The organism is Mucilaginibacter sp. 22184 (assembly GCF_052045695.1).
Lineage (GTDB): Bacteria > Bacteroidota > Bacteroidia > Sphingobacteriales > Sphingobacteriaceae > Mucilaginibacter.
Genome location: NZ_JBQEPI010000003.1, coordinates 93740 through 117607, shown reverse-complemented (window position 1 = coordinate 117607; position 23868 = coordinate 93740). Strand labels below are relative to the sequence as shown.

Annotated in this window: 17 protein-coding genes, 1 tRNA gene and 1 pseudogene; 9 read left to right on the top strand and 10 right to left on the bottom strand. The window is 42.1% G+C overall.

The annotated features are described in order from the left end of the window. Window positions 1-57: 57 nt before the first annotated feature. The 3 genes from ACTJKG_RS07980 to ACTJKG_RS07970 form a co-directional block, all read right to left on the bottom strand. A complete protein-coding gene (locus tag ACTJKG_RS07980; protein ID WP_172334927.1) occupies window positions 58-843 on the bottom strand; it encodes an amidohydrolase in 786 nt (261 codons plus the stop codon). 117 nt (window positions 844-960) lie between these two features. Beyond that, a complete protein-coding gene (locus ACTJKG_RS07975; protein WP_172334926.1) occupies window positions 961-2106 on the bottom strand; it encodes a methionine aminotransferase in 1146 nt (381 codons plus the stop codon). Window positions 2107-2200: 94 nt separating this feature from the next. Next, on the bottom strand, window positions 2201-3178 hold the full coding sequence (locus tag ACTJKG_RS07970; protein ID WP_172334925.1) for a YeiH family protein: 978 nt from the start codon (window positions 3176-3178) through the stop codon (window positions 2201-2203). 244 nt (window positions 3179-3422) lie between these two features. On the opposite strand from ACTJKG_RS07970, the gene ACTJKG_RS07965 reads away from it, so the two are divergent. After that, window positions 3423-3830 (top strand): DUF4199 domain-containing protein, encoded by a 408-nt coding sequence (locus ACTJKG_RS07965; RefSeq protein WP_440738896.1) that lies wholly within the window; start codon window positions 3423-3425, stop codon window positions 3828-3830. A 4-nt stretch (window positions 3831-3834) separates the two neighbouring features. On the opposite strand, the gene ACTJKG_RS07960 is transcribed toward ACTJKG_RS07965, so the two are convergent. Next, complete coding sequence (locus ACTJKG_RS07960) at window positions 3835-5037, bottom strand: NAD(P)/FAD-dependent oxidoreductase (protein ID WP_440738895.1); 1203 nt, start codon at window positions 5035-5037, stop codon at window positions 3835-3837. Window positions 5038-5258: 221 nt separating this feature from the next. Between ACTJKG_RS07960 and ACTJKG_RS07955 the strand changes: the two genes are divergently transcribed. Further along, window positions 5259-5332, top strand: a tRNA-Pro gene (locus tag ACTJKG_RS07955). Window positions 5333-5852: 520 nt separating this feature from the next. Here the strand turns inward: ACTJKG_RS07955 and ACTJKG_RS07950 are convergent. The 3 genes from ACTJKG_RS07950 to ACTJKG_RS07940 are packed head-to-tail and all read right to left on the bottom strand — an operon-like array spanning window position 5853 to window position 9114. Beyond that, window positions 5853-8009, bottom strand: coding sequence for a xanthine dehydrogenase family protein molybdopterin-binding subunit (locus ACTJKG_RS07950; RefSeq protein ID WP_172334922.1), 2157 nt, complete (start codon window positions 8007-8009; stop codon window positions 5853-5855). A 26-nt stretch (window positions 8010-8035) separates the two neighbouring features. Beyond that, entirely contained in the window at window positions 8036-8647 is a 612-nt protein-coding gene (locus ACTJKG_RS07945; protein ID WP_172334921.1) for a hypothetical protein, read from the bottom strand. Next, window positions 8644-9114, bottom strand: coding sequence for a (2Fe-2S)-binding protein (locus ACTJKG_RS07940; RefSeq protein ID WP_172334920.1), 471 nt, complete (start codon window positions 9112-9114; stop codon window positions 8644-8646). Before ACTJKG_RS07940 ends, ACTJKG_RS07945 begins: the two co-directional genes overlap by 4 nt. A gap of 629 nt (window positions 9115-9743) precedes the next feature. Here ACTJKG_RS07940 and ACTJKG_RS07935 point away from each other — a divergent pair. Beyond that, window positions 9744-12929, top strand: coding sequence for a SusC/RagA family TonB-linked outer membrane protein (locus tag ACTJKG_RS07935; RefSeq protein ID WP_440738894.1), 3186 nt, complete (start codon window positions 9744-9746; stop codon window positions 12927-12929). An 11-nt stretch (window positions 12930-12940) separates the two neighbouring features. Beyond that, a complete protein-coding gene (locus ACTJKG_RS07930; RefSeq protein ID WP_440738893.1) occupies window positions 12941-14365 on the top strand; it encodes a SusD/RagB family nutrient-binding outer membrane lipoprotein in 1425 nt (474 codons plus the stop codon). A 641-nt stretch (window positions 14366-15006) separates the two neighbouring features. Here the strand turns inward: ACTJKG_RS07930 and ACTJKG_RS07925 are convergent. Then, window positions 15007-15819, bottom strand: a complete 813-nt coding sequence (locus tag ACTJKG_RS07925; protein WP_172334917.1) for a 3-keto-disaccharide hydrolase — start codon at window positions 15817-15819, stop codon at window positions 15007-15009. A 572-nt stretch (window positions 15820-16391) separates the two neighbouring features. Here ACTJKG_RS07925 and ACTJKG_RS07920 point away from each other — a divergent pair. Both ACTJKG_RS07920 and ACTJKG_RS07915 read left to right on the top strand, forming a co-directional pair. Continuing rightward, window positions 16392-17692: pseudogene (locus tag ACTJKG_RS07920) on the top strand (NRAMP family divalent metal transporter). Window positions 17693-17746: 54 nt separating this feature from the next. Next, window positions 17747-18139: a BON domain-containing protein gene (locus ACTJKG_RS07915; RefSeq protein ID WP_440738892.1), complete on the top strand. Its 393-nt coding sequence runs from the start codon at window positions 17747-17749 to the stop codon at window positions 18137-18139. Between the two features lie 127 nt (window positions 18140-18266). Here the strand turns inward: ACTJKG_RS07915 and ACTJKG_RS07910 are convergent, their stop codons facing one another. Beyond that, complete coding sequence (locus ACTJKG_RS07910) at window positions 18267-19037, bottom strand: patatin-like phospholipase family protein (protein WP_440738891.1); 771 nt, start codon at window positions 19035-19037, stop codon at window positions 18267-18269. Between the two features lie 187 nt (window positions 19038-19224). On the opposite strand from ACTJKG_RS07910, the gene ACTJKG_RS07905 reads away from it, so the two are divergent. Both ACTJKG_RS07905 and ACTJKG_RS07900 read left to right on the top strand, forming a co-directional pair. Then, window positions 19225-19599: a response regulator gene (locus ACTJKG_RS07905; RefSeq protein ID WP_440738890.1), complete on the top strand. Its 375-nt coding sequence runs from the start codon at window positions 19225-19227 to the stop codon at window positions 19597-19599. Window positions 19600-19740: 141 nt separating this feature from the next. After that, window positions 19741-20607, top strand: coding sequence for a universal stress protein (locus tag ACTJKG_RS07900; RefSeq protein ID WP_440738889.1), 867 nt, complete (start codon window positions 19741-19743; stop codon window positions 20605-20607). 164 nt (window positions 20608-20771) lie between these two features. Here ACTJKG_RS07900 and ACTJKG_RS07895 read toward each other — a convergent pair whose 3' ends face one another. After that, the gene (locus tag ACTJKG_RS07895) at window positions 20772-21074 is read right to left on the bottom strand and encodes a hypothetical protein (RefSeq protein WP_440738888.1); all 303 of its coding nucleotides are present in this window, start codon (window positions 21072-21074) and stop codon (window positions 20772-20774) included. Between the two features lie 335 nt (window positions 21075-21409). Here ACTJKG_RS07895 and ppsA point away from each other — a divergent pair, with 335 nt between their 5' ends. Beyond that, on the top strand, window positions 21410-23851 hold the full coding sequence (ppsA, locus tag ACTJKG_RS07890; RefSeq protein WP_440738887.1) for a phosphoenolpyruvate synthase: 2442 nt from the start codon (window positions 21410-21412) through the stop codon (window positions 23849-23851). Window positions 23852-23868 lie beyond the last annotated feature (17 nt).

Below are 23868 nucleotides of genomic sequence, written 5' to 3'. Positions count from 1 at the left end.
AATTAAAAATTCATTATTCGATACGAATTCTCTTATTCCTGATTGGGTTAACAACAGTTAAATTTCTATCTCAAATCCATCGGCGTCCTTTAAGAAAGGCAGAGCCCGGCGGGCTTTTTGAACTTCATCGGCTATAATGGAGAAGGTGTACACATCATCTTCGTCGCGTTTGTAATATACCACATTGCCATTCGGATCGATACAAGTGGAATCGCCGGAGTGATAAACCTCATTGCCATCATGGCCTACACGGTTTACGCCAATTACATAGCTCTGGTTTTCCACGGCGCGCGCAGGCAATAGTGTACGCCAATGTAAGGCGCGGCGTTCGGGCCAGTTGGCTACTACAATGAGCAGGTCATAAGCGTTTTCGTTTATATTACGAAGCCATACCGGGAAACGAAGGTCGTAACATATTACGGGGCAAATTATCCATCCGTTAAGTTCAACAAAAAGCTTTTTATTACCTGCTGTGTAAGTATGGTGTTCTTTACCCAGTGCAAAAAGGTGACGCTTATCGTAATGATTATAAGCGCCATCTGGTCGCATCCAGATGAGGCGATTGTAAAACTTATCACCTTCTTTTATAATAATACTGCCGGTTACTACGCAATCATATTGCTGAGCGGTTTTAAGCATCCATTGCATGGTTTTACCATCCATGGGTTCTGCCAGTTTTTCGGCATCCATAGTAAAACCCGTGCTAAACATTTCGGGTAATATAATGAGATCGGTTTTCTCGCGTATTCCGCCTGATAATCTCAAAGAAATGTTCTGTAAGTTTTTATCGGTATTTTCCCAGAAAAGGTAGCCTTGAAAAACAGTAATTTTAAGATTATCCATAAGCAGTATTTTAATAGTTAGTAGATGGACAGGTGGTTGTAAAAATAAATTACAATTATTCTACCTTATTGCTATTCATCAAAAGTATGATTTATAGACAATATATTTAACCATAAATTAAACCTTCAATAATCTATCAACGGCTTTATCCAAGGTTTCTTGCCTTTTGGCAAAACAAAATCGCAATACATGATGATCGATGCCTTTGGTATAAAAGGCCGAAACGGGTATAGAAGCCACCCCGTTTTCCTTAGCCATACGGATAGCAAAGTCAGCGTCTTTTTCATCCGTTATGGCACTATAACGTACTGATTGAAAATAGGATCCGTGGCAGGGCAATAGTTCAAAACGGGTTTGTTCAAGCCCTTTCCGGAAGTAGTCTCTTTTTTGCTGAAAAAAATCAGGTAAGCCTAAATAAGTCTCTTCATTTTTTAAATGTTCGGCAATGGCATATTGTATAGGCGTATTCACCGCAAACACTAAAAATTGATGGATCTTTCTAAACTCTGTCATCAGATGCTCCGGGGCCATGCAATAGCCAATCTTCCAGCCGGTAGCATGAAAGGGTTTACCAAATGATGCAACTATGAAACTCCTTTGCTGTAATTCGGGGTACCGGGCCATGCTATGATGGGTTTCGCCATCATATATCAGATGTTCATATACCTCGTCGCTCAATATCAATATGTCCTGATTTTTAACTAAGGCGCTCAACTCGTCAATATCCTGCCTGTGTAATATGGTGGATGTTGGATTTTGAGGTGAGTTAAGGATGATCATTTTAGTTTTGTGATTGATCAGTCTTTTTACCATATCCCAGGCAATGCGATAGTTTGGCGGTTCAAGCGCCAACGACTTTACAACGCCTCCCATCAATTTAATGGCAGGGGCATAACAATCAAAAGCCGGCTCAAAAATGATCACTTCATCATTGGGGTGAATAACCGCGCTAATGGCCGTAAATATAGCTTGGGTGCCACCAGCGGTTATCGTGATCTCGGTATCCGGATTATAAACGGCTCCGTATAGTTTTTCTGTTTTCTCAGCAATTTTTTCGCGTAAGCCCATAACACCTGCCATGGGCGCATACTGATTATGGCCATTTTTCATAGCCTTGTTTACCAGTTCAATAAGTTCTGGTGAACAATTATAGTCAGGAAAACCTTGCGAAAGATTTATTGCACCAACCTCGTTGGCCAGGGCCGACATGACGGTGAATATGGTTGTGCCAGTTTGGGGGAGTTTTGAAACAACAGGTATCATTGGGGTTAAAAATAAACAAAAAACAGTAACCACACATGCGTAAAAACACGTTTTTTTTGTTTATTGAAATTATTTATTCTTATATGAAAATTAATTACGCCCAATGTATCACCGCATAAAGCGCACTGGCAGATATGGCTATCCATAATAATATGCTTTGAAACAGAGGCCTGAAACCTACAGATAATAAAACCGCACGGGATAAACCGGCCCCGATCAGGAATAGGGTGAGCGTTAAACCTGCCTTGGCAATTTTGATGATGTAAGGGCTGATAACAGAAACGGCAGGTAAATAGGTATCAATGATCATGGCCAAAATAAACAGGCCTATAAAATAGGGCACTTTTATTTTTTTTGAGTTGTTTTTAAACAGGTATGAGGACAGAAAAGCTACAGGTATTATCCATAAAGCTCTGGCCAGTTTAACAGTAGTTGCAATTTCCAAAGCATGGGTGCCATATTTGCTGGCGGCGCCTACTACCGAACTGGTATCATGAATGGCTATCGCGCACCATAAACCAAACTGGCTTTGTGACAGGTTTAAATAATGCCCGATCAGCGGGAATATGAATAACGCTACGGAATTAAGAATAAAAATGCAGCCCAGCGCTACCGATATTTGTTTTTCTTCGGCTTTAATTACTGGTGATATCGCCGCGATGGCACTTCCGCCGCAAATAGCGGTTCCTGAAGAAATAAGGAAAGATGTTTTCTTTTCGATATTAAACCATTTACCCACGAAATATCCTAAAATAAGCGTTCCGCTGATAGAGGATATGGTAAATAGAAAACCTTCGTTACCCGCATGCAGCGCGCTATGAACGTTCATGCCAAAGCCCAAGCCTACAACCGATACCTGTAATAACAAATGTGTGGCCTTATGATTAAGATGGAGGTAAGGGTGACCGGTGAACTGAGCTATGATAAGCCCCATTAAAAGTGCTACCGCCGGACTTACAAATGGCGTTAAGCAAAGTATAAAACATATTATAAAAATTACTATGCGCGCGTTAGAGCTTACATTAAGCAATAACGTATTTGTGTTATTGGTAAATTGATGATTGGTATGCATGTGATATATAATTTAACACCACAAAAGTGAACTTTTACTCACTGCAATTTTTATCACAAAAGACAATCTTTGATAACTTTTAGTTATGGAGCGAGCGTGTTTTAATAAAATGTATATGATTAATGAAACAGGTAGGGATGTGCGTGTTTCTTCTGTAAAAGGATCAATAGATAAAATAATTGCCTTTGAATATTCCCTTTTTTATATGTAAATTTAATAAGACGCATTATTTAATACTGATCTGATGAAAAATGCATTTGTTAGCGGCTTAGTTGTAGGTATATTTAGCGGAACCTGGTTGTTCGTGATGCATACGTTTGGTTACAGTAATTCGGGTAACCATGTGTATCCTATTGAATACTTATCTATTTTAATACCATTAGTAGGTGTTTATATGGGGGTGAAAAGTTATAAGGAGAATGAGAAAGACAATAACCTTAGTTTTTTCGAAGCATTTTTTCAAAGTTTCAGAATATTAGTCATTGGTGGTATAGTTGCCTGTCTGGCCGGGCTTGTATATCTTAATTATGTGGATCAGGGTAATAACTTTCTGGGTTTTTCTGGTCGTTTATTCGGCGGAGCACTAATAGGGGTGTTGATTTGTGTAGCTGTATCTGTGGTTCTGATGAATCGTCCGGGTAAGCTGAACTAGGTTATCATCTGTTAAACCTGAAAATATCAGCGTTGTTATTTTTTTTACCCATTATCAAGTCATGTATAATTTCTGCTGCTATCACACTGAAGGTTATTCCATTACCGCCAAAACCCAGTGCAAAGAAAGTATTTGGTCTTTCCGGTATCGAACCTATATAGGGTAAGCCATCCTTTGTTGAGGCAAACGCGCCTGCCCAGCTAAAATCGGGCACCAGAGGAATGTGCGGCATTCTTTTCAAAAAAGCTTTCTGTAACATCTCTGTTTTCCGGCTAATTACCGAAGGGTGAATGTGAGGGTGGTGAAACGGATCATCTCTACCGCCTACCAAAATTCGATTTTCGCTAACTACCCTGAAATACATATAAGGGGTGGCGGTTTCCCATATCAGGCTGTTTTTATGCCAAAAGAATTCATCTGGTAATGGCTCTGATACCAATGCATAGGTTGAGTTGATGTCTGCGATTTTTTTTGGGATATATTGCAGGCTTTCGTAACCGCAGGCTATGATCAGTTTTTTTGCTTTTACCGTGTAACTATTGTTAGTATGCAGTATAATATTCTGCTTCGCATATTCAATATGTTTTACACCTGTTTTATTATAAACCTGGTGACCCGAACTCTGAAAGCTTTTAAATAAGGCATGTGTAAACAAATACGCGTCTATCTCACCACCATCGACAGAAAACAAGGCGCCTGGCGCGTCAAAATTGAATTTTTTTCTTACATCTGAGTTTTCAAGCCATTCCACTTTAAAACCGTGTTTTTTCCGAAGACTGAATTCATCTTGTAAAGCTTTAGTGTGGGTTTTAAAACTGGCGTATTGTAGGCTCGGTCGTAAGTGAAAATCAAATTTAGGTTTGAATGTCTGGCAAAGATCGCCGATATCATATATCGCCTTACGGCAAAGCTCATAACTTTTAACTGCATCCTTTTCTCCAACTAGGTTTTTCAGTTGGATTAATGGTGTATCTATCTCATATTGTAAAAAAGCAGTACTCGCGGCGGTACTGCCCATGGCAGTGTGGCCTTTATCGAAAACGGCAACAGATAATCCCGAATTTCGTAAATTATGAGCGGTTAAAGCAGCGCTTATGCCCGCACCCATAATAGCTACGTCTATTTGTAGATTTTGTTGCAAAGAGGGGTATGACGTAACAATACCATTCTTCATTAACCAATAAGGGTGCTGTTCGTAAAGATTCATGTCTGTTGAAAGTTTGTTTGAACAACAGGGTTGGTTATTTAAAGTTTTAATGCATTTCGTTATCTTAAATTATAGTAATTACAGGTTATAAACATTTACGCTGAAATTTTTTTAAGTTCAAATCTGTGCTAATGAATGGGTTAGCTTTTAACTTGAAAAATCTTTTAAAAAAAGTTTTGCAACTTGATTTAAAATCCTACTTTTGCAAACCCAATCGGGAACGGGATGTAGCGTAGCCCGGTATCGCGCCACATTTGGGATGTGGAGGCCGCAGGTTCGAATCCTGCCATCCCGACACCAGCGATACCAAACTGAGTCAAAACCCTCTAAATTGTAAGATTTGGAGGGTTTTTTTTTGACCATTTCAGTAATTATAGTCCAAGGCAACCCATATAGCACCAAACTTCTGAATGCCCTATTTCGCACCCTCTTTTTAATCTTTAAAATTGTTCAATGCGTTTTACTCGTAACTCGAGGTTGCTTGTAACTGATTTAATGTTTTAATCCGCCCAGCATAAATGGAAAGTTGTGGTGGTGGGGGAATAATATCAAATGAGTTTTAAGAATAATGGTATGAAAACAACAATTTCATTCAGCGTCCTTTTTTCTGAAAAGGATAAAGCCAGCAAGGGCCTTGCGCCCGTCTATGTGCGGATTAATGAAAAACTAGTACAGTACCGAGTGGTATGTTAGAGAGTTTCTGATCAAACAAAAAAACGAACCGACATCTACCTATCCCAATTGGAATTATAAGTTGGCAGCCGCCTGTTCATTATCTCCGTTTTGATAAACAATGACCGAGGAAATGAATGGATTTAGACGTTGTTTAAATTAAATGGGAGTTTCCTGATCCTTTTGCCGGTTAAGTCAAAAATGGCATCCGTAAGCGCAGGAGCAAAAGGGGGGAGGCCCGGCTCGCCCACGCCACCGGCATCCGCTGTGTTTTCCATAATATGCACTTCAACTGGAGGCATGTCACTCATCCTCGGCATCAGGTAGTCATAAAAGTTCTTTTGTTCTACTAACCCATTTTTGAAAGTGATCTCATGAATAGTAGCTGCGCCAAGGCCCATTACGACAGATCCTTCCACCTGCGCTTTGATAATATCGGGGTTCACATACCAGCCACAATCCATCACTGCCCAAACCTGGTCGATCTTAACTTTTCCATTGGTATGTCTGGAAACTTTAACAATCTGGCCTACAGTGGTTTCAAAACACTCGGTGATGGCTACGCCAAACCCTTGGTTCTTTTTCCTGGATTTCCAGCCTGAAACCTGTTCCATTTTATCGATCAAAGCCTGGCAGCGCTCATCCTTTAAGTATTTCCTTCGAAAGTCGAGCTGATCCTGTCCCGCTAAAACAGCCATTTCATTGATGAAGCTTTCATAGGCAAAACCATTAGTAGATGCATAAACTGAACGCCACCACATGTTGGGCAGGGGCATTTCATAAGGAACGTCAGCAAAGCTGATGTTTTTAATATTGTCGAAATAAGACTTTAAAAATCCTTCTGTTGTGCTACCATTTGCCTTATCTCTTTTGTTATTATTCCAGTGGTCTATATTTTGACCCGCCATTTTGAATTTCAAAGCGCTGATCTCGCCATTTTCAATCGATCCTTGTCCCCGGTAGGAGATCCCGGCACGATAAGGCCCCTGTGTCAGATCATCTTCTCTGGTCCAAACTACCTGCACCGGTCCGCCAATTTGCTTGGAGATGGCAACCGCTTCCTGGGTATAATCCAAAAAAGCTTTTCTCCCAAACCCGCCACCTAAAAATGTCATATTAACTACGACCTTTTCTTTCGGCATTTTGAATTTATCGCTAATGTCGCCTTGCACCCAATCTGGAGCTTGTATAGGTCCCCATATTTCTATTTTGTCGCTTTGATAATGGGCGACGCAATTTAGCGGTTCCATAGCGCCATGCGATTGATAAGGCGTCTGGTAGATCACGTCTATCTTTTTTGAGGCTTGTGCCAGTACGGGATCTGGTTCGCCTTGCTTTTTAAAAGAAAGCCCTTCTTTCGTTTTAAGTAGTTCCTCGTGGGCTTTATAGATATCGCTGGTGTTCACATGCTCAAATCCACTGTCATCCCATTCAACGCGCAGGGCTTTCCTGCCCTGCATAGCTGCCCATGTGGAATCGGCTATAACGACCACCCCATCCCGGGTAGTATTAAAAACAATCATTTGTACCTTAAATACCTGCTTAACACCAGGAACTTTTAAAGCTGCCGAACCATCAAAGCTTTTTACTTTGCCCCGTAGTCTTGGATTGCGCTCCACTGCCGCATAAAGCATTCCCGGTAGTTTTTTATCCAAACCGAAGATGGCTTCTCCATTAGTTTTCATTGGAGTATCAAGTCTTTGGAGCGGTTTGCGGATCAGTTTATATTCAGATACCTTTTTGAGCTTAACCTCTTTGGGGGCCGGTAGTTTGGATGCCGCGGTCACCAGATCCCCGTAATTCAATTTCTTGCCGGTGGGCCTGTGAATGACATGGCCAGACTCTGCATAACATTCGCTTACAGAAACGTTCCATTTGGCAGCACCAGCAATAATGAGCATTTCACGCGCAGTTGCACTTAATCTCAACAGGTTTTTATAAGCCCCTCTAATGGTCGAGCTTCCCCCGGTGATCTGACTTCCGTATTTCGTTGGACTACCTTGGGCAAATATCACATGGATATCCTTCAGATCAACTTCTAATTCTTCGGCGATAATCTGGGGTACAGATTGGTAAGAACCCTGGCCCATTTCTGCACGGTGATCGGTTAAGGTAACCTTTCCATTGGTATCGATGCGTATCCAGGCGTTAAATTCGAACGCCGCCTGATCGTCCGATACACCAGCAACTAAAATTTCCTTTTTCGCGTTTACCGGAAAATAAAAGCCCAGACATAGTGCCGTTCCAACAAGACTGGATGCTCTTATAAAATTTCTTCTTGATATTGTGTTAGTTTCCATAATGGTTACTATAATCGTTTAAATCTTTATTTTGCTTTGGCAGAGGGCGCATAAGCGCCTTTAGCTATCCATAAACGTACCTGTGTGGCGAAAGCCAGTCTGCTCATCGGCGGAAGGGTACGACCCTCTCCCGGATGCCAAGCCCAACCGACCAGTTCATCATTAGCCATATGATCTATGAGTTGTGCTTTTGTCCGTCCGCCGTTCTGCTTTGGGTCAAGCAGCTGTAGCGCGAGTTGTCGCGGCGTACGCCCCTGAAATACCATACGCATGTGAGCAGGCGGCAAGCCCCATTTAGGATTCCCTGGTGGCATATGTGGTCCGGCGGTATTTTCTGCCTGGTGGCAATTGTTGCAACGCATGGAGTAGACGCCTTTTCCATCTACACCCCGCTGTACATTCATGGTATGAATATGATTATCATCACCCTGTAACGGCGCATTGCCGGAGGGGTGGCAGTTCATGCAACGCGCGCTCATCAATACTTTATATACCGACATATATGCTTTCACAGAGCCGATACTATCCTTTGGCAGCGTAGCAAAGCTGCTTTCTTTTGTTGCCGGCAGCTCTCTGAATGACAATGTTATCATCCCTGCTATTAACACGATGCCGGTTATGATGATCAGTTTCTTCATGATTTTGCTCCTTCCGCCTGCATAGCAGCCGCTTTGTGTATCGCAGCACGGATACGCTGATAGGTTCCGCAGCGGCATATGTTGCCTGACATCGCATCATCAATATCCTGATCGGTGGGGTTTGGATTTTCCCGCAACAGTACCACTGCGGACATGATTTGTCCAGACTGACAATAACCGCATTGAGGAACATTCATTTCATTCCATGCCAATTGCAGGGGGTGATTATTACCAGAGGAGAGTCCCTCGATGGTTACAATATTTTGCCCGGCCGCCCGGCCTGTTTTTGTTACACAGGATCGCACCGCTTCACCGTTCAGATGAACGGTACAAGCTCCGCATTGAGCTGCTCCGCAACCAAATTTAGTACCTGTTAAACCAAGGATATCCCGAATGGCCCATAGAAGCGGCATATTTGGATCAACATCAATATCATGACGTTGACTGTTGACGGTAATGGTGATCATAGACGAAATGGTTAGTAAAGTAAATTTAAGCTAAAAATTAATATAAAATACCTACGCACATTAAATATTCTGAAGGATAATTACCAATCAGTCTTCGCTTTTGTCCGTTGTGACAGTTTGTTTTTTAATTACTCTTTGCCTGCTTTGAGAAGAATATGCGGTGATTAGGTATTTTTTGTCGTTCTATATAATCAATAGTCAAGGATAACCGCTAAAATACAATTTCGTCCGGATCATCGAACGCGGGCAAATCCGGCTTTAGGATGTTAAATCTATTGTTTTGGACGGTCATTATAAGTAACACTTCCTCGGCTTGAGGGACAGGCATTTGGTGAGAGCCAGGTGGGTATCCGGAAACAGGTAGATGTTTGTTTTATTGCCTTTTTATTTTTCGTTATTATGGATTGAAATGCTATTTACATTAACATAATTGTATTGATTGTAAATAGAAATAGAGTGGGAGCAAGCCATAAGTAGGGAGTCAAGGAACGCTTATCCGTTAAAAGTGATAATGTGAATGTGTTTTTCATTTTAACATATTTAATATGGAAAATTTATTTCCAAAAAAGTAATAAAGTAATCATTGAATGTTAAACTTTTGTTAATTTCAGTTCTAAAACCTACCACATATGAAAAAAAAACTACCATTTTTGGGTATTTTGCTGTTTTTCTCTGCATCTAACCTGTTTGCACAACGCACGATTAAAGGGAATGTAATTGACTTCAGAGATAAACTCCCGGTACCGGGGGTATCTGTTTCATTGAAAGGCACAACTACGGGTTCTATTACTAACAACAATGGCGATTTTAGTATTATAATTAATACGGATAACCCCATCTTAGTATTTAAATTTATTGGGTATCTGACACAGGAAGTGCCTCTGGTGCAGGAATCCGTCATCAACATTCAGCTAAAGCAGGATAATAAACAACTTAATGAAGTTGTTGTTACTGCCTTGGGTATCAAAAGAGATCAGAAATCCCTGGGGTACTCGGCTCAACAGATAAAAGGATCGGATCTTACGGTTACCAAAGATCAAAACGTTATCAATGATTTGGCCGGTAAAATTGCCGGTGCCCAGGTAACTGGTTCGTCCGGTGCGAATTTAGGCGGAACTGCCAAAATAAAACTGAGGGGTATTAACTCACTCAATGGTAGCGGTTCTCCATTAATGGTAGTAGACGGCACACCCGTAGCACAGGATAACTTTGCCGATACAGAAAATGGTGTTGACCGGGGAAATATTTCACAGGATATCAATCCTGATGATATTGAAAGTGTAAGTGTCTTGAAAGGCCCTGCTGCATCAGCCCTGTATGGATTGCGCGGGCAATATGGCGCGATACTTATCACCACTAAGAAAGGGATAAAAGGAGCTAAAAATGTATCAGTTTCGATCAACAGTGCTTTTTCCTTTGAGCATATCGGTAACTTCTTACCCCTCCAAAATACTTATGGTGTAGGTAATAACCAAATTTTCTCCACATTGGCTAACGGTCAAAAGTATATTAACGGCAATGACGAAAGCTGGGGCCCTAAAATGGACGGAACTCCCGTTAGAATGTATTACAGTTTTTATCCAGAAGACCCGCAATACGGTCAGTTAACACCATTTGTGCCACATCCTGATAATATCAAAGACTACTATCAAATTGGGCAAAATATCAATAATGGCATAACCGTTACCGGAGGAAGTGAAAATGCTGCTTATAGATTCAGCTATAACAATAACTACATCAAGGGCACTATACCCAATACTTCACTAAAGCGGAATAATTTGGGGTTAAGCACTTCTTTAAACTTAAACTCAAAATTAACCCTGGGCGCAAATGTCAGTTATGCAAATAACAGTGGCCAAAGACCTTCACAAGGTTACCAGGGATCATTTACCGGAGCCCAGCAATGGTTTCAGCGCAATTTAGATATCAACCGTTTGCGCAATTATAAATATCCCGATGGAACTATTTTAAACTGGAACGTTAACCCAAATTCGGCCGGAGTAATAATAACCAATAAACCAAGTGATTGGGATAACCCGTTTTTTGATGCATATGAAGTGCTTAATAATGATAGCAGGGATCGTGTTTTTGGGGATGTTAACTTAAGTTACCAGATATTACCCGGATTAAAATTAAGCGGTTTTGCCCGCTCAGATTTTTATACCCAAAACATCACCAATAAAACGGCTTTGGGGGGCATATCGGATGAGGGGTATGCGGTCGGTAAATATCAGAACACGGAAAATAATTATGAGTTTTTAGGGCAATACGATAAAAAATGGCATGATTTCTCGGCCAACTTCCTGTTGGGAGCCAACCTGCTTACGCAAAATTATTCCCAATTATATTCAGCTACGGTGGGTGGTTTATCCAGCCCAGGTGATTATACCATAGCGGCTTCCGTTAACAGGCCTTTAAGCACCTCTTATATCAGGAAAAAAGAGGTAAGAAGTGTGTACGCCACAGGATCATTTGGCTATAAAGACATTTATTTTTTAGAAGCTTCGATACGTAATGATATATCATCAGCATTGCCAGCCAACAACAACTCCTACTGGTATCCATCCGTATCAGGTAGTTTTGTTTTTAGTGAATTGTTGAAATGGGAGCCGCTATCATTCGGTAAAATAAGAGCTGGATATGCCATAGCAGGTGCTGACCTTGATCCCTATCAAACAAGTTTCACTTACGCCCTAGGTACTGTTTATCCAACCGCAACATCAAGCATCAATCCCTTAACAGTTCCTGATTTACTTAAGAATCCTAACATTAAACCTTCATTTGCTAATTCATTTGAATTGGGTACCGATCTTAAGTTCCTTAAGAATCGTTTCGGATTGGCGTTTACATATTATAATCAACAAAACAAAAATCAGATCATCAACTTATCAGTTTCTGGGGCAAGCGGCTATAATCAAACGGTGATTAATGCCGGCCTGATAGAAAACAAAGGCATAGAGCTTTCCTTAACCGGGCGCCCGGTACAGTCGAAGCTATTTAGTTGGGATGTTACATTTAACGCAGCCCATAACGAAAGTAGGATTAAGTCGCTATATCCGGGCATCAATACCTACCAGTTGGCTGTACAAACTTATTCAAGTGTGTCTGTTTACCTAAACTCCACTGTTAATCAGGGGTTCGGTAACATCGTAGGTCAGGGTTACCAGCGCGATCCGGCAACCGGAAAAATATTGCTGGGCACAGACAATATGCCGCTTTACGAAGCCAATCATAATTTTGGTAGTGTATTACCCAAATTTACCGGTGGTCTTCAGAACAATTTCAGGATATGGAAATTTAACCTGGCCGCTATGATTGATTTTCAAGACGGCGGGCAATTTTTCAGCTGGTCGCAAATGCTTGCTGTAAAATCTGGTCAAGCGGCAGAAACTGCCTCACAAAATGACAAAGGCTTTAATGTTCGTGACCCCTTAGCGAGTGGAGGTGGCGTTAAAATAACAGGCATCTCGAAGGCAACTGGCCAGGAAGTAACCGCATATGTAGATGCCAGGAGTTATTACCGCAATGTTTTGGGCACACAGGTGACGGAAAATTGGATATACAGTGCATCTTATATTAAATTAAGAGAAGTAAGCCTGGGCTATACATTGGATAAAAGCATACTAACAGGATCTCCGTTTAAAGCGGCAAAAATAGCCTTTATCGCCCGTAATCCATGGATGATTTGGCAAAAAGCCCCAAAAGGAGTTGACCCATCTGAACTTTCTTCCGGCAGTAATTCCATCAGCTGGATTGAAAAAGGGGAACTGCCCACAGTACGTTCATATGGCCTTAACCTGAGTCTGACATTCTAAGAAATCACAATATGAAAAAGATATTTATACATAATTGCTTATTGCTATCTGTTATTTTGTTATCGAGTAACTGCAAAAAATTCAGTCAATCAATTACAACCGATCCTAACAATCCCACAAAGGCATCAGGCACACAGCTCATCGCTAATGCCGAACTGACGCTGCCAACCCTTAGCTCATCACCTTATGGAGTGCATTACCCACAATACCTGTCCAATACATCATTTACGGATAACAGCAGGTATACTACGGTTAATTTTAATTTTTACAGCTTTTATACAGGCCCATTAAACGATCTGGAGAATGTACTCCAAACACAGCTTGATGCTAACCAAGGCCCTATAGCCAACCAAATAGCAGTAGCTAAAATTTTAAAGGCATACTTCTTTTGGCATATGACAGACCGCTGGGGGCCCCTACCATATACCGAAGCGTTAAAAGGAAACGCCCACTTTACGCCGAAATATGACAGTCAGCAGACCATTTATACTGCGGGGTTTAAATTGTTGGATGAAGCCAATGCAGGAATAGTTGCTACAAATGGAACTATAAAAAATGACATTGTTTATAATGGCGATATAACCAAGTGGAAAAAGCTGGGTAATACTATACATATGTTAATGGCGCTCAGACTATCAAAAGTTGATCCGGCAACCGGAAATCATGAATTCAACAAGGCCCTGACTAACGGTATTATGACGGCCAACAGTGATAACCTGGCTTATCCATCCGCTGCTGATCCGAATAATGAAAATTATTGGTATACCTCATTTACACGTTTGGGCAGAAATTGGTTTGCTTTGAGCAAGCCCCTGGTTGATTATATGCTTCCCTTAAATGATCCCCGCCTGCCAGTGTTTGGTGATAAAAATAGCACGGGGAATTATGTTGGTCTGGAATATGGCAAAGCTGTTCCTAATTCTAACGATATTAATAACGTGTCATTATTGGGTTCACCTCTTCGCCAGCAAACCTCGCCAGTTTATCTGGTTACTTATGCGCAGGCTTTATTTGCCATGGCTGAAGCTGCCAAACTGGGATGGATAGGCGGGGGTGATGTAACCGCAAAAAACAATTACGAATTAGCTGTGCAAACCTCTATTGCACAATGGACGGGCAGTACCGCCGGCGCGGCTGCGTATCTGGCGCAAAGCCAAATTCAATATAACCCGGCCACAGCAATAATGCAGATTGCTTACCAGCGGTGGGTACACCTGTTCCTGCATGGTTATGAGGGTTGGGCCGAATGGAGAAGAACTGGGTATCCTGTTCTGGTTGCAGCCCCAGGGGCAAATGGCGACCATATACCACGTCGGGAAGGCTATCCAACACAAGAACAAACAAATAATACCAGTAACTACCAGGCAGCCGTAGCCTCATTTCCATATGGTGGCGCTGATGATTTAAATACCAGATTATGGTGGGATAAACCATAGAAAATATGATCACGCTATCATGAATTAATATGGCCTAAAAGTTAAGCGAAAAAGCGGGTAATTGTCAGCGATTGTTGGGTTTATGTATTTTGAGAAAACCATGGGAGGAATTTGTATTAATGTGCCCTATTCGGTGCCCATCCTTTTTTTTTGATATAAAAAATTGAATATCATAGATATAAGTGGAGTTGGATCATCTGGCCATGAGCTCATTATTCATAACCTATTTATTCTTCCCCTAATTCTTTTTTCCGTTTCGCTCACATCGCTTCCTGTATGCCGGTTATGGTATTTTCCCGGTTTGTTTCAACTGCTCTACAAAAGATGCATTGCCCTCCGAATTCATATACTTGCCGCCAAAAGCGAACATATCTAAATTATTAGGCATCGTTTTGATGCCTTTTTTAGTTAAATAATACAGGGATTTTGATGCATTTTGAGACGAAGCTTTTTTATAAGAAATCCCTCCTGAACCAATAGTGCAAGCTTTGCCGTACATTACCTGTTCACAAATTCACGAAATGTATATTCTTCAATATACCTTAATTCCGTATCACCTTTTTCCTGGAATCCCACAGTCACGAGCTCTGCTAATATTGCCTGTGCTTCCGGTTTTTGGTAATGCACAAATAATAACTGGCTTAATGATCAGTCTCCGGTAACTGCTTGATCTCTATATTCCTGAAATCGACAGGCTGGCCCTCGCTTTGCAGGGCAATAAAGCCACTACTTAATGATTTTCCATCCTGTTTGTACTTCAGGTCATAGCCATGCGCCACGCCGCCGCCAATGGTGGGCTTGGAATATTGGAGCACGGTATCTCCGTTGATGATATGGGTAATTAATTTATTGCCGAGGACGATCAGCTCGCCCTTTACCCACTGCTCCCCATCATAGGTTTTTGAAGTAGAATTGATACAATGGTCAGGCGAGACCCTGCCTTTATAAACAACGTCGGTTCCGGGTGAGCACATATTCCCCGTAGGCCTTGGCTTTCCATCACCAAAGCCACCTAATAACTGCATTTCTATAGAGATAGGCCAGTCCTGATCCTTTAACATGGTCCTGGGATCCTGTGAATGAAACATGACGCCACTATTAAGCAGGGTGTAGTCCGGTGCGCCTTTTTGCTGTTTACCAACAAAGCGATACTCAAACCGCAGCTTATAGTAAGAAAACGGTGTTTTGTAATAAAGGTGGCCAAACTGATCGTTGAAATCGCCATACTGGTCATAGCTGATCCTGATCATGCCATCTTCCACCCGAAACGTATTTCCGAAATTTTCACCAACCGGGTGGTGGTTGATCTTGACAAACCAGTCGTTAATGTCTTTGCCGTTAAACAGCTTCCTCCAGCCTTTGTCTGTGTGGTTAGTATCGGCCAGTTTTTTTGTACCGGTACAACCCAAAAGAAGAAAGCAGGAAAGCATAAAAAAATAAGATGTTTTTTTCATAAGTGATAAAGTATTTTGTTATGCATATATTTCAATAATCAAAAATAGTATGTTTATATTCAGCTGTTTAGTTATTTGTTTTTAATCGGGAAATGATATTTACCAGACACTAAGTCATATATCAATTGGTTGTTTTCTGATTTTGAAAATTTGACACCAATATATTGGGATAAATCTTTAATCATATCAGTTATAGTGCCATGATAAAAATGGTCTACACCTGAGAGTATCCTCGATGGCAAATACGTCCTTAATTTAACAGGGAGCGATTTATGCGTCGTGAAATAAGAAGTTGATAAATAATAAAGATGTCTGATTCATTGTAGATGTGCTGTCTTTTACATTAATGAGCTCGATGACTAACTTAATATCAGAAGGAAGCTTTTTTGATATTAGACTCAGTGGACTTTGCAAGTTAAATAGAAATCAAGCATGGGATAAGAATTAGGACTGTTAGTTTTAGGTGGATTTATATAGCTATGAAATAATGATTAGCCTCATTTTCTTTTGTGACTGATCTCATCATTTACGAAACATTTAAGCTATAACTTTATCGAAAAGCATAAAGTTAAATGAATCTAAAGCCGATTACTAAAAGACCAAGAAACAAGCTAAGTCGATTCTTGCGGATTTTGGGACCCGGCCTTACTACGGGTGCTGCTGATGATGATCCCTCAGGTATTGCTACCTATTCTCAAACGGGAGCTCAGTTTGGCTATGGACAATTATGGACTGCATTATACATGCTAACATTTATGATCACCGTTCAGGAGGCCTGCGCGCGTATAGGCATGGTGACCGGCAGGGGTATTGCCTCAGTCGTTAAACTGCACTATAACAAAGCAGTATTGTATGGGGTTGTGTCTTTGGTACTCGTTGCTAATGTGATCAATATCGGTGCTGATATTGGCGCGATGGCATCTGCAGCACAACTCTTGGTGCCGGTCCCTTTTGTGATACTAACCTTATTCTTTACGATTATTATCCTTTTATTAGAGATATTTACCAATTACCACACTTATTCCAGAATTTTAAAATGGCTGGCGCTGACTTTGTTGGCATACCCTATAACGTTGTTTATTGTGCATCAGCCCTGGGCTACAGTGATGAGGGCAACCTTTATTCCACATTTTGAGTTTACCTTTAGTTTCCTTTTTATCATCACCGGTGTTTTAGGTACCACGATATCTCCCTATATGTTCTTTTGGGAGGCGTCGCAGGAGGTCGAAGAGGAAAAAGAGCACAACAAATTTGTGAATGAGTTGCCTGTCGTCAGTAAGGCCGCTATTAGAAATATGCGCATTGATAACAGTTCAGGTATGTTGTTTTCTGAATTTGCTACCTGGAGCATCATTATAGTTGGCGGAACGGTTTTGCACCAAAATGGTATACCGATATCAAGACGGCTGCAGATGCTGCGAAGGCATTAGAGCCGCTGGTGCACAGCTTTCCTCATGCAGGCTTCCTGGCCAAACTGATTTTTTCGATAGGGGTTATTGGGTTAGGTCTGTTGGCGATACCTGTTTTATCGGGCTCAGCCGCTTATGCCGTTTGTGAAGCATTTGCCTGGGATTCAGGTCTGAATCTCAAGTGGGATCGTGCCAAAGCTTTTTACCTCGTTATTTGCATGGCCACTCTGATTGGATTGCTGATTAATTTTATTGGGATCGACCCGGTGAAGGCACTGGTTTACGCTGCGGTATTAAATGGGGTTGCCGCGGTACCTCTACTGTTTTTAATAGTCAGGATTTCCGGCAATAAAAAGATCATGGGGGACTATAAAAATGGTCTGTTGTCCAGCTCGTTTCTTTGGTTTACATTTTTGGCTATGGGAGCCGCTGCAATAGCCATGTTTTATACAATTTTCAAATGATCGGAATCATTTAAGATTGTGTTTTTGATCTAAAGTACTTATTGCCAATACTTAATGAAATTCTCGAATGATAACACAAAAGCTCTGAAATGGAATACTGCAGTACAGGAAGAAAAGATAAAGATAAAGGTTGAGAATGGTATTGTTACCCTACAGAGCGAGGCCGAATGGGCCTTTCAACGTAATAATGCTAAAATAGCCGTCGACAATCTCGCAGGGGTACGTTCCATCATTAACCTGATTGAAGTTAAGCCGAAGATTTCCGCATTTGAACTGGAACAAAAGATCGGCGCAGCATTTCGTCGCAAGGCCAACATCGACGCCGGAAGGGTGAGGGTAGCGGTTAATGGAAGCAAGGTAATACTTACTGAGCGTGTAAGTACGCTAACGGAAAAAGATGAAGCGGAAAATGTAGTATGGGCTGTGCTCCCGGGGTGTACAGCGTAGAAAGCAAACTAAAGGTCGAAGAGCCGGAAGGTATGTTAATGTAAAGAATTGAATGCATTATTTTTTCAGGGCTGTCTCCAAAAAACGGTCCCTGTTTTCGTTTGATAAAATAAAATCCCATCTATGTTTACATCTTCGGTTCAACCCATGCTTTCAATAATTCCTTCTTTTCCAAAACGGCATCATACCCGGCTTTGAATAGCTGATCAACATGTCTCATTTCGAACATCTGATGGCCCTTTAGCTCCGGTTCCAGAAAAAGATCACACAGCCGGGCGTATTCGGCAACGGTATTGGCCACGGCAAGGTGAAAGCTTTTTTCCAGCACCTGGAGTCTTCCCAGTTGCTCCGGGTGATCGTGGTAAAGTTTATTTACATGACTGCCAAGTATCTTACGACATTTATTTCTGATGCAATGCACCGGCAGGTTGTCCCGGACACCGCCATCTATCAGGTAACGCTGAACAAATTTTACCGGTGTGAACATGCCGGGTATGGACGATGTGCCTATAAGAACAGGATGCAATTCTCCTTCAGAAAAGGTAACGGATTCGCCGGTTCCGATGTCTGTGGCAGTAACGTATAAAGGGATGGATAATTGGTCAAAGTTATTATGCGGGATAGTTTCCCTTAATAGTTTTCCAAGACCGGAAGGAGAGAAAAGTCCGGAAGGAGATAAGATCATCCTGACCAAACTGGATGAGGTGTGGGATTTAACCAGTGCTAAAATATACTCAGGAGAGTGCCCTGCCGCATATAAAGCGCCTGTCAGCGCACCTGCACTTACCCCGGAAATAATATCCGGCCGGATACCGATTTCCCCGAGCCCTTGCAGGACACCTAAATGGGCGATACCTCGTGCCCCTCCTCCGGATAATACCACTCCAATTCCAAGCATAGTTCAAGATAATAATTATATACACATCCTAATAAAAAAGATCTTTTATTAGGATGTGACTTCGGGGATGGATAAGTTACCAGGCCATCTTTAAACAACCATATGTAACATGATAAAATAGTTTTATATTTATTTCGCTTTTTGGGAAGTTTTTTAAAAATTGATCATTTGATAAATAATTTCTACAATGCCCACAACGATATTATTTATTGAAGATAACATCGATATCAGGGAGAATACAACAGAACTCCTTGAACTCGAAGGCTATCATGTTATTGTTGCCGATAACGGCCCGGATGGGATCAGCATGGCCATGCTTCATCAACCTGACCTGATCATCAGTGATGTGATCATGAGGGGAATGGATGGGTTTGAAGTTTTTGAATTGCTGCTTCTTAATGATAATACCCGGCATATTCCTTTCATTTTTACATCTGCGATGTCTGAAAGATCTCATATTGAAAAGGCATTTTCTATAGGACATTGTAATTACCTGGTCAAACCCTACGACGATAAAGATTTGTTTTCAGTTATAGAAAAGGTTCTGGGATTTAAAACCTGATTTACTTTTCCTAAATGTGCCATCAATCAAAATCTGGGATGACTTCGGTCATGGGATGCGGGCAGATGATTGGTCATATTTGTTATGTTACCTTGTGTAAAGAGGAAAAACAAAAGTTTAATGTTTTAACAAATTTTGATCATGAGAAAGATTCTGGTACTAACCGACTATACGGATAATGCGAATCATGCCGCAGCCGCAGCTGTTTCGCTGAGCGCAAAATTAAATGCGAATATTTTATTATTTAACACATTTGTCAGCCAGCCTGTTCTATCAGAATTTGGCGGTACACCTTATGCGGCGGAGCGTATGATCTGGGTGGATGAAAGCAAGGAGAAGATTACTTATCTGAAGGAGAACCTGGAAAAACTTATTGAGGAAGTGCCGCGAAGGGGGCATCGGGCAAGCATCAATTGCCAGCGGGAGGAGGGAAGTTTGGAGTATCAGCTGAAGCTCCTGTTGGAACGAAAAGACATTGAGCTCATCATAATGGGATCCCGCTCTGGGACAACCATGCAGCATTTGCTGATCGGTAGTGACACCAGCACAGTGATCAATCAAACAGATCGGCCGGTCTTAATTATTCCCGAGCACGCCGACCTTCAAAACATTAAAAAGGTTACCATCGCCTGCGACTTTGATGAAGGCGATCTGCATGCGGTACATTATCTCACCAGGCTCGGCCGCCTTTTTGGTTTTCACCTGGAAATCCTGCATGTGTCTCTTTGGGGCCATGATGATACCCGTGAAATAGAAATGAGAAATAAGTTTTCCACTCGCGTGAAAAAATACCGGTATCCTAATATATCATACCAGAACATCTCCGGTAAGGATTTGTCGAACCGGTTGAATAGACATTGCGAAGAGAACGGTTCTGATTTGCTTGTCCTGGTTCATGATCGGCATAGTTTTTTGAACCGGGTATTTAAGGGAAGCCATACCAGTGAGCAGTTAAAACGCCAGCAGATACCGATGTTGGTGATCCCGGCAGGTATGGAAGAAAGGTAAACTACCAAAATATCATGAAAGCCGCGGAAAACTTAATTTCCGCGGCTTTTTTATGAGTCCAGCATTTCTTTTTTGAAAAGAGATCTAATGAAAAAAGCCGGGTGTCTTGTAAGAACCTGGCTTGAACACGGGATGTGATTGATCACAACGAAGGGCTTTGCATTTTACATCCATTCGGCAGCAAACCGGTTGAATTCATGCCGCAATGCCATGAAAAGCTGATCTTCCGTGAAATAGTCTTCGGCTAACTGGTTATAAATGGCCACAGCATCCCGGTTAACATGACCGTCTGATCCGGCCATTTCATATTGAAGGACTTTCATGTTCTCGTGAATGCGGTGTTTCAAGCCATCCAGGTAATCGCGATGAATGATGAACTGATTTTGGAAGTGTTCCACTTTTTTGGATACGGCTTTACCTGTATTGTCTGCCGCAATTTCTTCCAGTCTTTCCTCTAGGAAATCCAATTCAAGTTGATAGAATTCGAGACCTCTCAACCACGCGTTGTGCGCGAAATTCAAGTGTTTTATACTGATCTGTTTCATAGGTCAAGGATAGGCAGCTTTTCTCACCAAAAAAATGACCGTCAGCATTTTTTGTTGTGATGCTACCGCAGAGAAGATGACCAATAAATGGGTATGAACGTGTTTTCGCGGAATGCGCAGGATCACCTGGGGTATTGACTTAGGTCATTATTTAAGCTGGTCTTTAAAGAGAAATTAGCTCTGTATTAAAACGAATGACCAGTCTGTTATACTGGATAAACAAGTAAGCCTTTTTCTAACCATTTATACTAATACATATGGAATCCTTTATAAAAAAATTCAGTGAAACCGATTTACGGGATATCGCAGAGGTGGGCGGCAAAAATGCCTCCATCGGAGAAATGTTTACGCATTTAGCAGCTACAGGAGTGCAGATCCCGGACGGCTTTACGGTTACCGCTGCGGCTTACCGGTATTTTATAAAGCGTAATGAGTTGGAACAGCGCTTGCAGGATATACTTCAGGAGCTCGACCGGGATAATTTTAACAATCTTTCCCGGATTGGGGCTAAAGCCAGGAAATTGATGATGGAAGCGGAAATGCCCCAAGATCTCCAGATAGCCATTATCGACGCTTATGACTACGTGTTTCGTTTTTCGGACCCGTCAGTAGCCGTACGCAGCAGCGCCACAGCCGAGGACCTCCCGGATGCCAGTTTCGCCGGTCAGCATGATTCCTATTTAAATATACAGGGGCATTGGGCGATCATCTACGCCGTAAAACAGTGTTTCGCATCGCTATACACTGATCGTGCCATTAAATACCGGGAAGACAAAGGCTTTGATCATGCTAAAGTGTTCCTCGCTGTGGGTATTCAGCTCATGGTTCGTTCAGACTTGGGCTGCTCAGGAGTTGGCTTTACCCTGGAACCGGAATCCGGTTTTCGCGATGTGGTGCACCTGGCTGGCGTTTGGGGTTTGGGTGAAAATATGGTACAGGGTGCCGTTGTCCCGGATGAGTTTATGGTGTTTAAGCCTACTTTGAAAAACAACGAAGAGGCGATCATACAGAAAAAATTAGGCAGCAAAAGTAAAATGCTGGTTTATGCACAGGACGGGGACGAACATCGTACAACAATCAATCAGGATACGCCCTGGGAACTGAGAGGGAAATTTGTTCTGAACGACGCGGAAATCGAACAGCTGGCTCGTTGGGCGCTGATCATCGAAGATTATTACCAAAAACCCATGGACTTTGAATGGGCCAAAGACGGGGAGAACCACCAGCTTTATATCATACAGGCCAGGCCGGAAACCGTACACAGCCGGCAAAAAGTGTTACAGATCAAAACCTGCGCTATTGCTGAAAGAGGCGAAACACTCACAACGGGAGCTGCGGTGGGGCGTCAGATCACAAGCGGATTTGCACGCTTGTTAAGTTCGCCATCTGATGCTTTTAAATTGAACCCTGGCGATATTCTTGTCACGGATACAACCAGCCCGGATTGGGATCCTATTCTCAAAAAAGTAGCCGGGATTGTCACTAATAAAGGTGGCAGAACCAGCCACGCGGCCATTATCGCCCGTGAACTGGGTGCCGTGGCTATTGTCGGTACTGAAAATGCGACTGTGAATATCAAAGATGGTGAAGAGATCACCGTCTGCTGTGCTGAGGGCAAGACTGGTACTGTTTATCGCGGTAAATTGAACTGGAATGAAACAATAACGGATATAGAGAAAATTCATCTGCCGGAACATCCCAGAGCACAGCTGATCGTCGGTGATCCGGAGCAGGCATTCCAGCTGTCATTTTATCCTAATCATGGTGTCGGGCTGATGCGGCTGGAATTCATTATTTCGCATGCCGTACAGGTGCACCCGATGGCATTGATCAATTTTGACCGTGTTACTGACGAGACGGACCGATTAAAGATCGAGCATCTGACCTCAGCCTATACGGATAAGACCTGTTATTTTGTTGACCGGCTGGCCCAGAGCGTAGCAACCATAGCTGCGGCTTTTTATCCGAAAGAAGTTGTCGTTAGAATGAGCGATTTCAAGACCAATGAATATGCCGGTTTGATCGGCGGCAAATACTTTGAACCGAAAGAAGAAAACCCGATGATAGGGTTCAGGGGAGCTTCACGTTATACCCATGAACGTTACCGGGAGGGCTTCCGTTTGGAATGTGAGGCTATGAAGAAGGTCAGGGATAATATGGGCTTTACCAATGTTAAATTGATGATCCCTTTTTGCCGTACGCTTGAGGAAGGTAAAAAGGTTCTGGCCGAGATGCAAAAGAATGGACTGACAAAGGGTGTTAATGGATTGGAGATCTTTGTAATGGCAGAAATACCCAGTAATGTTCTGCTGGCCGAAGAGTTCGCCTCGGTTTTTGATGGTTTTTCCATCGGATCCAATGATCTTACGCAATTAACACTGGGTATCGACAGGGATTCCTCCGTAATTGCGGGCTTATTTGATGAGCAAAATGCGGCCAGCAAGAAATTGATCGTTTTGATGATTCAAAAGGCCAATCAACTGCAGCGGAAGGTTGGACTTTGTGGGCAGGCACCAAGTGATTCCAAAGAATTTACCGAAATCATCGTAAATGCAGGAATTGACAGTATTTCATTTAACCCAGACGCGCTCATCAATGGTATTAACAATATCAATGATACGCTCTCTCCACTATTCCAATCGCACAAAACAGAGGACCATCCCACCAGAATTGAAAACTTAAACAACATTCATAAATAAAAACACTACAACTCATC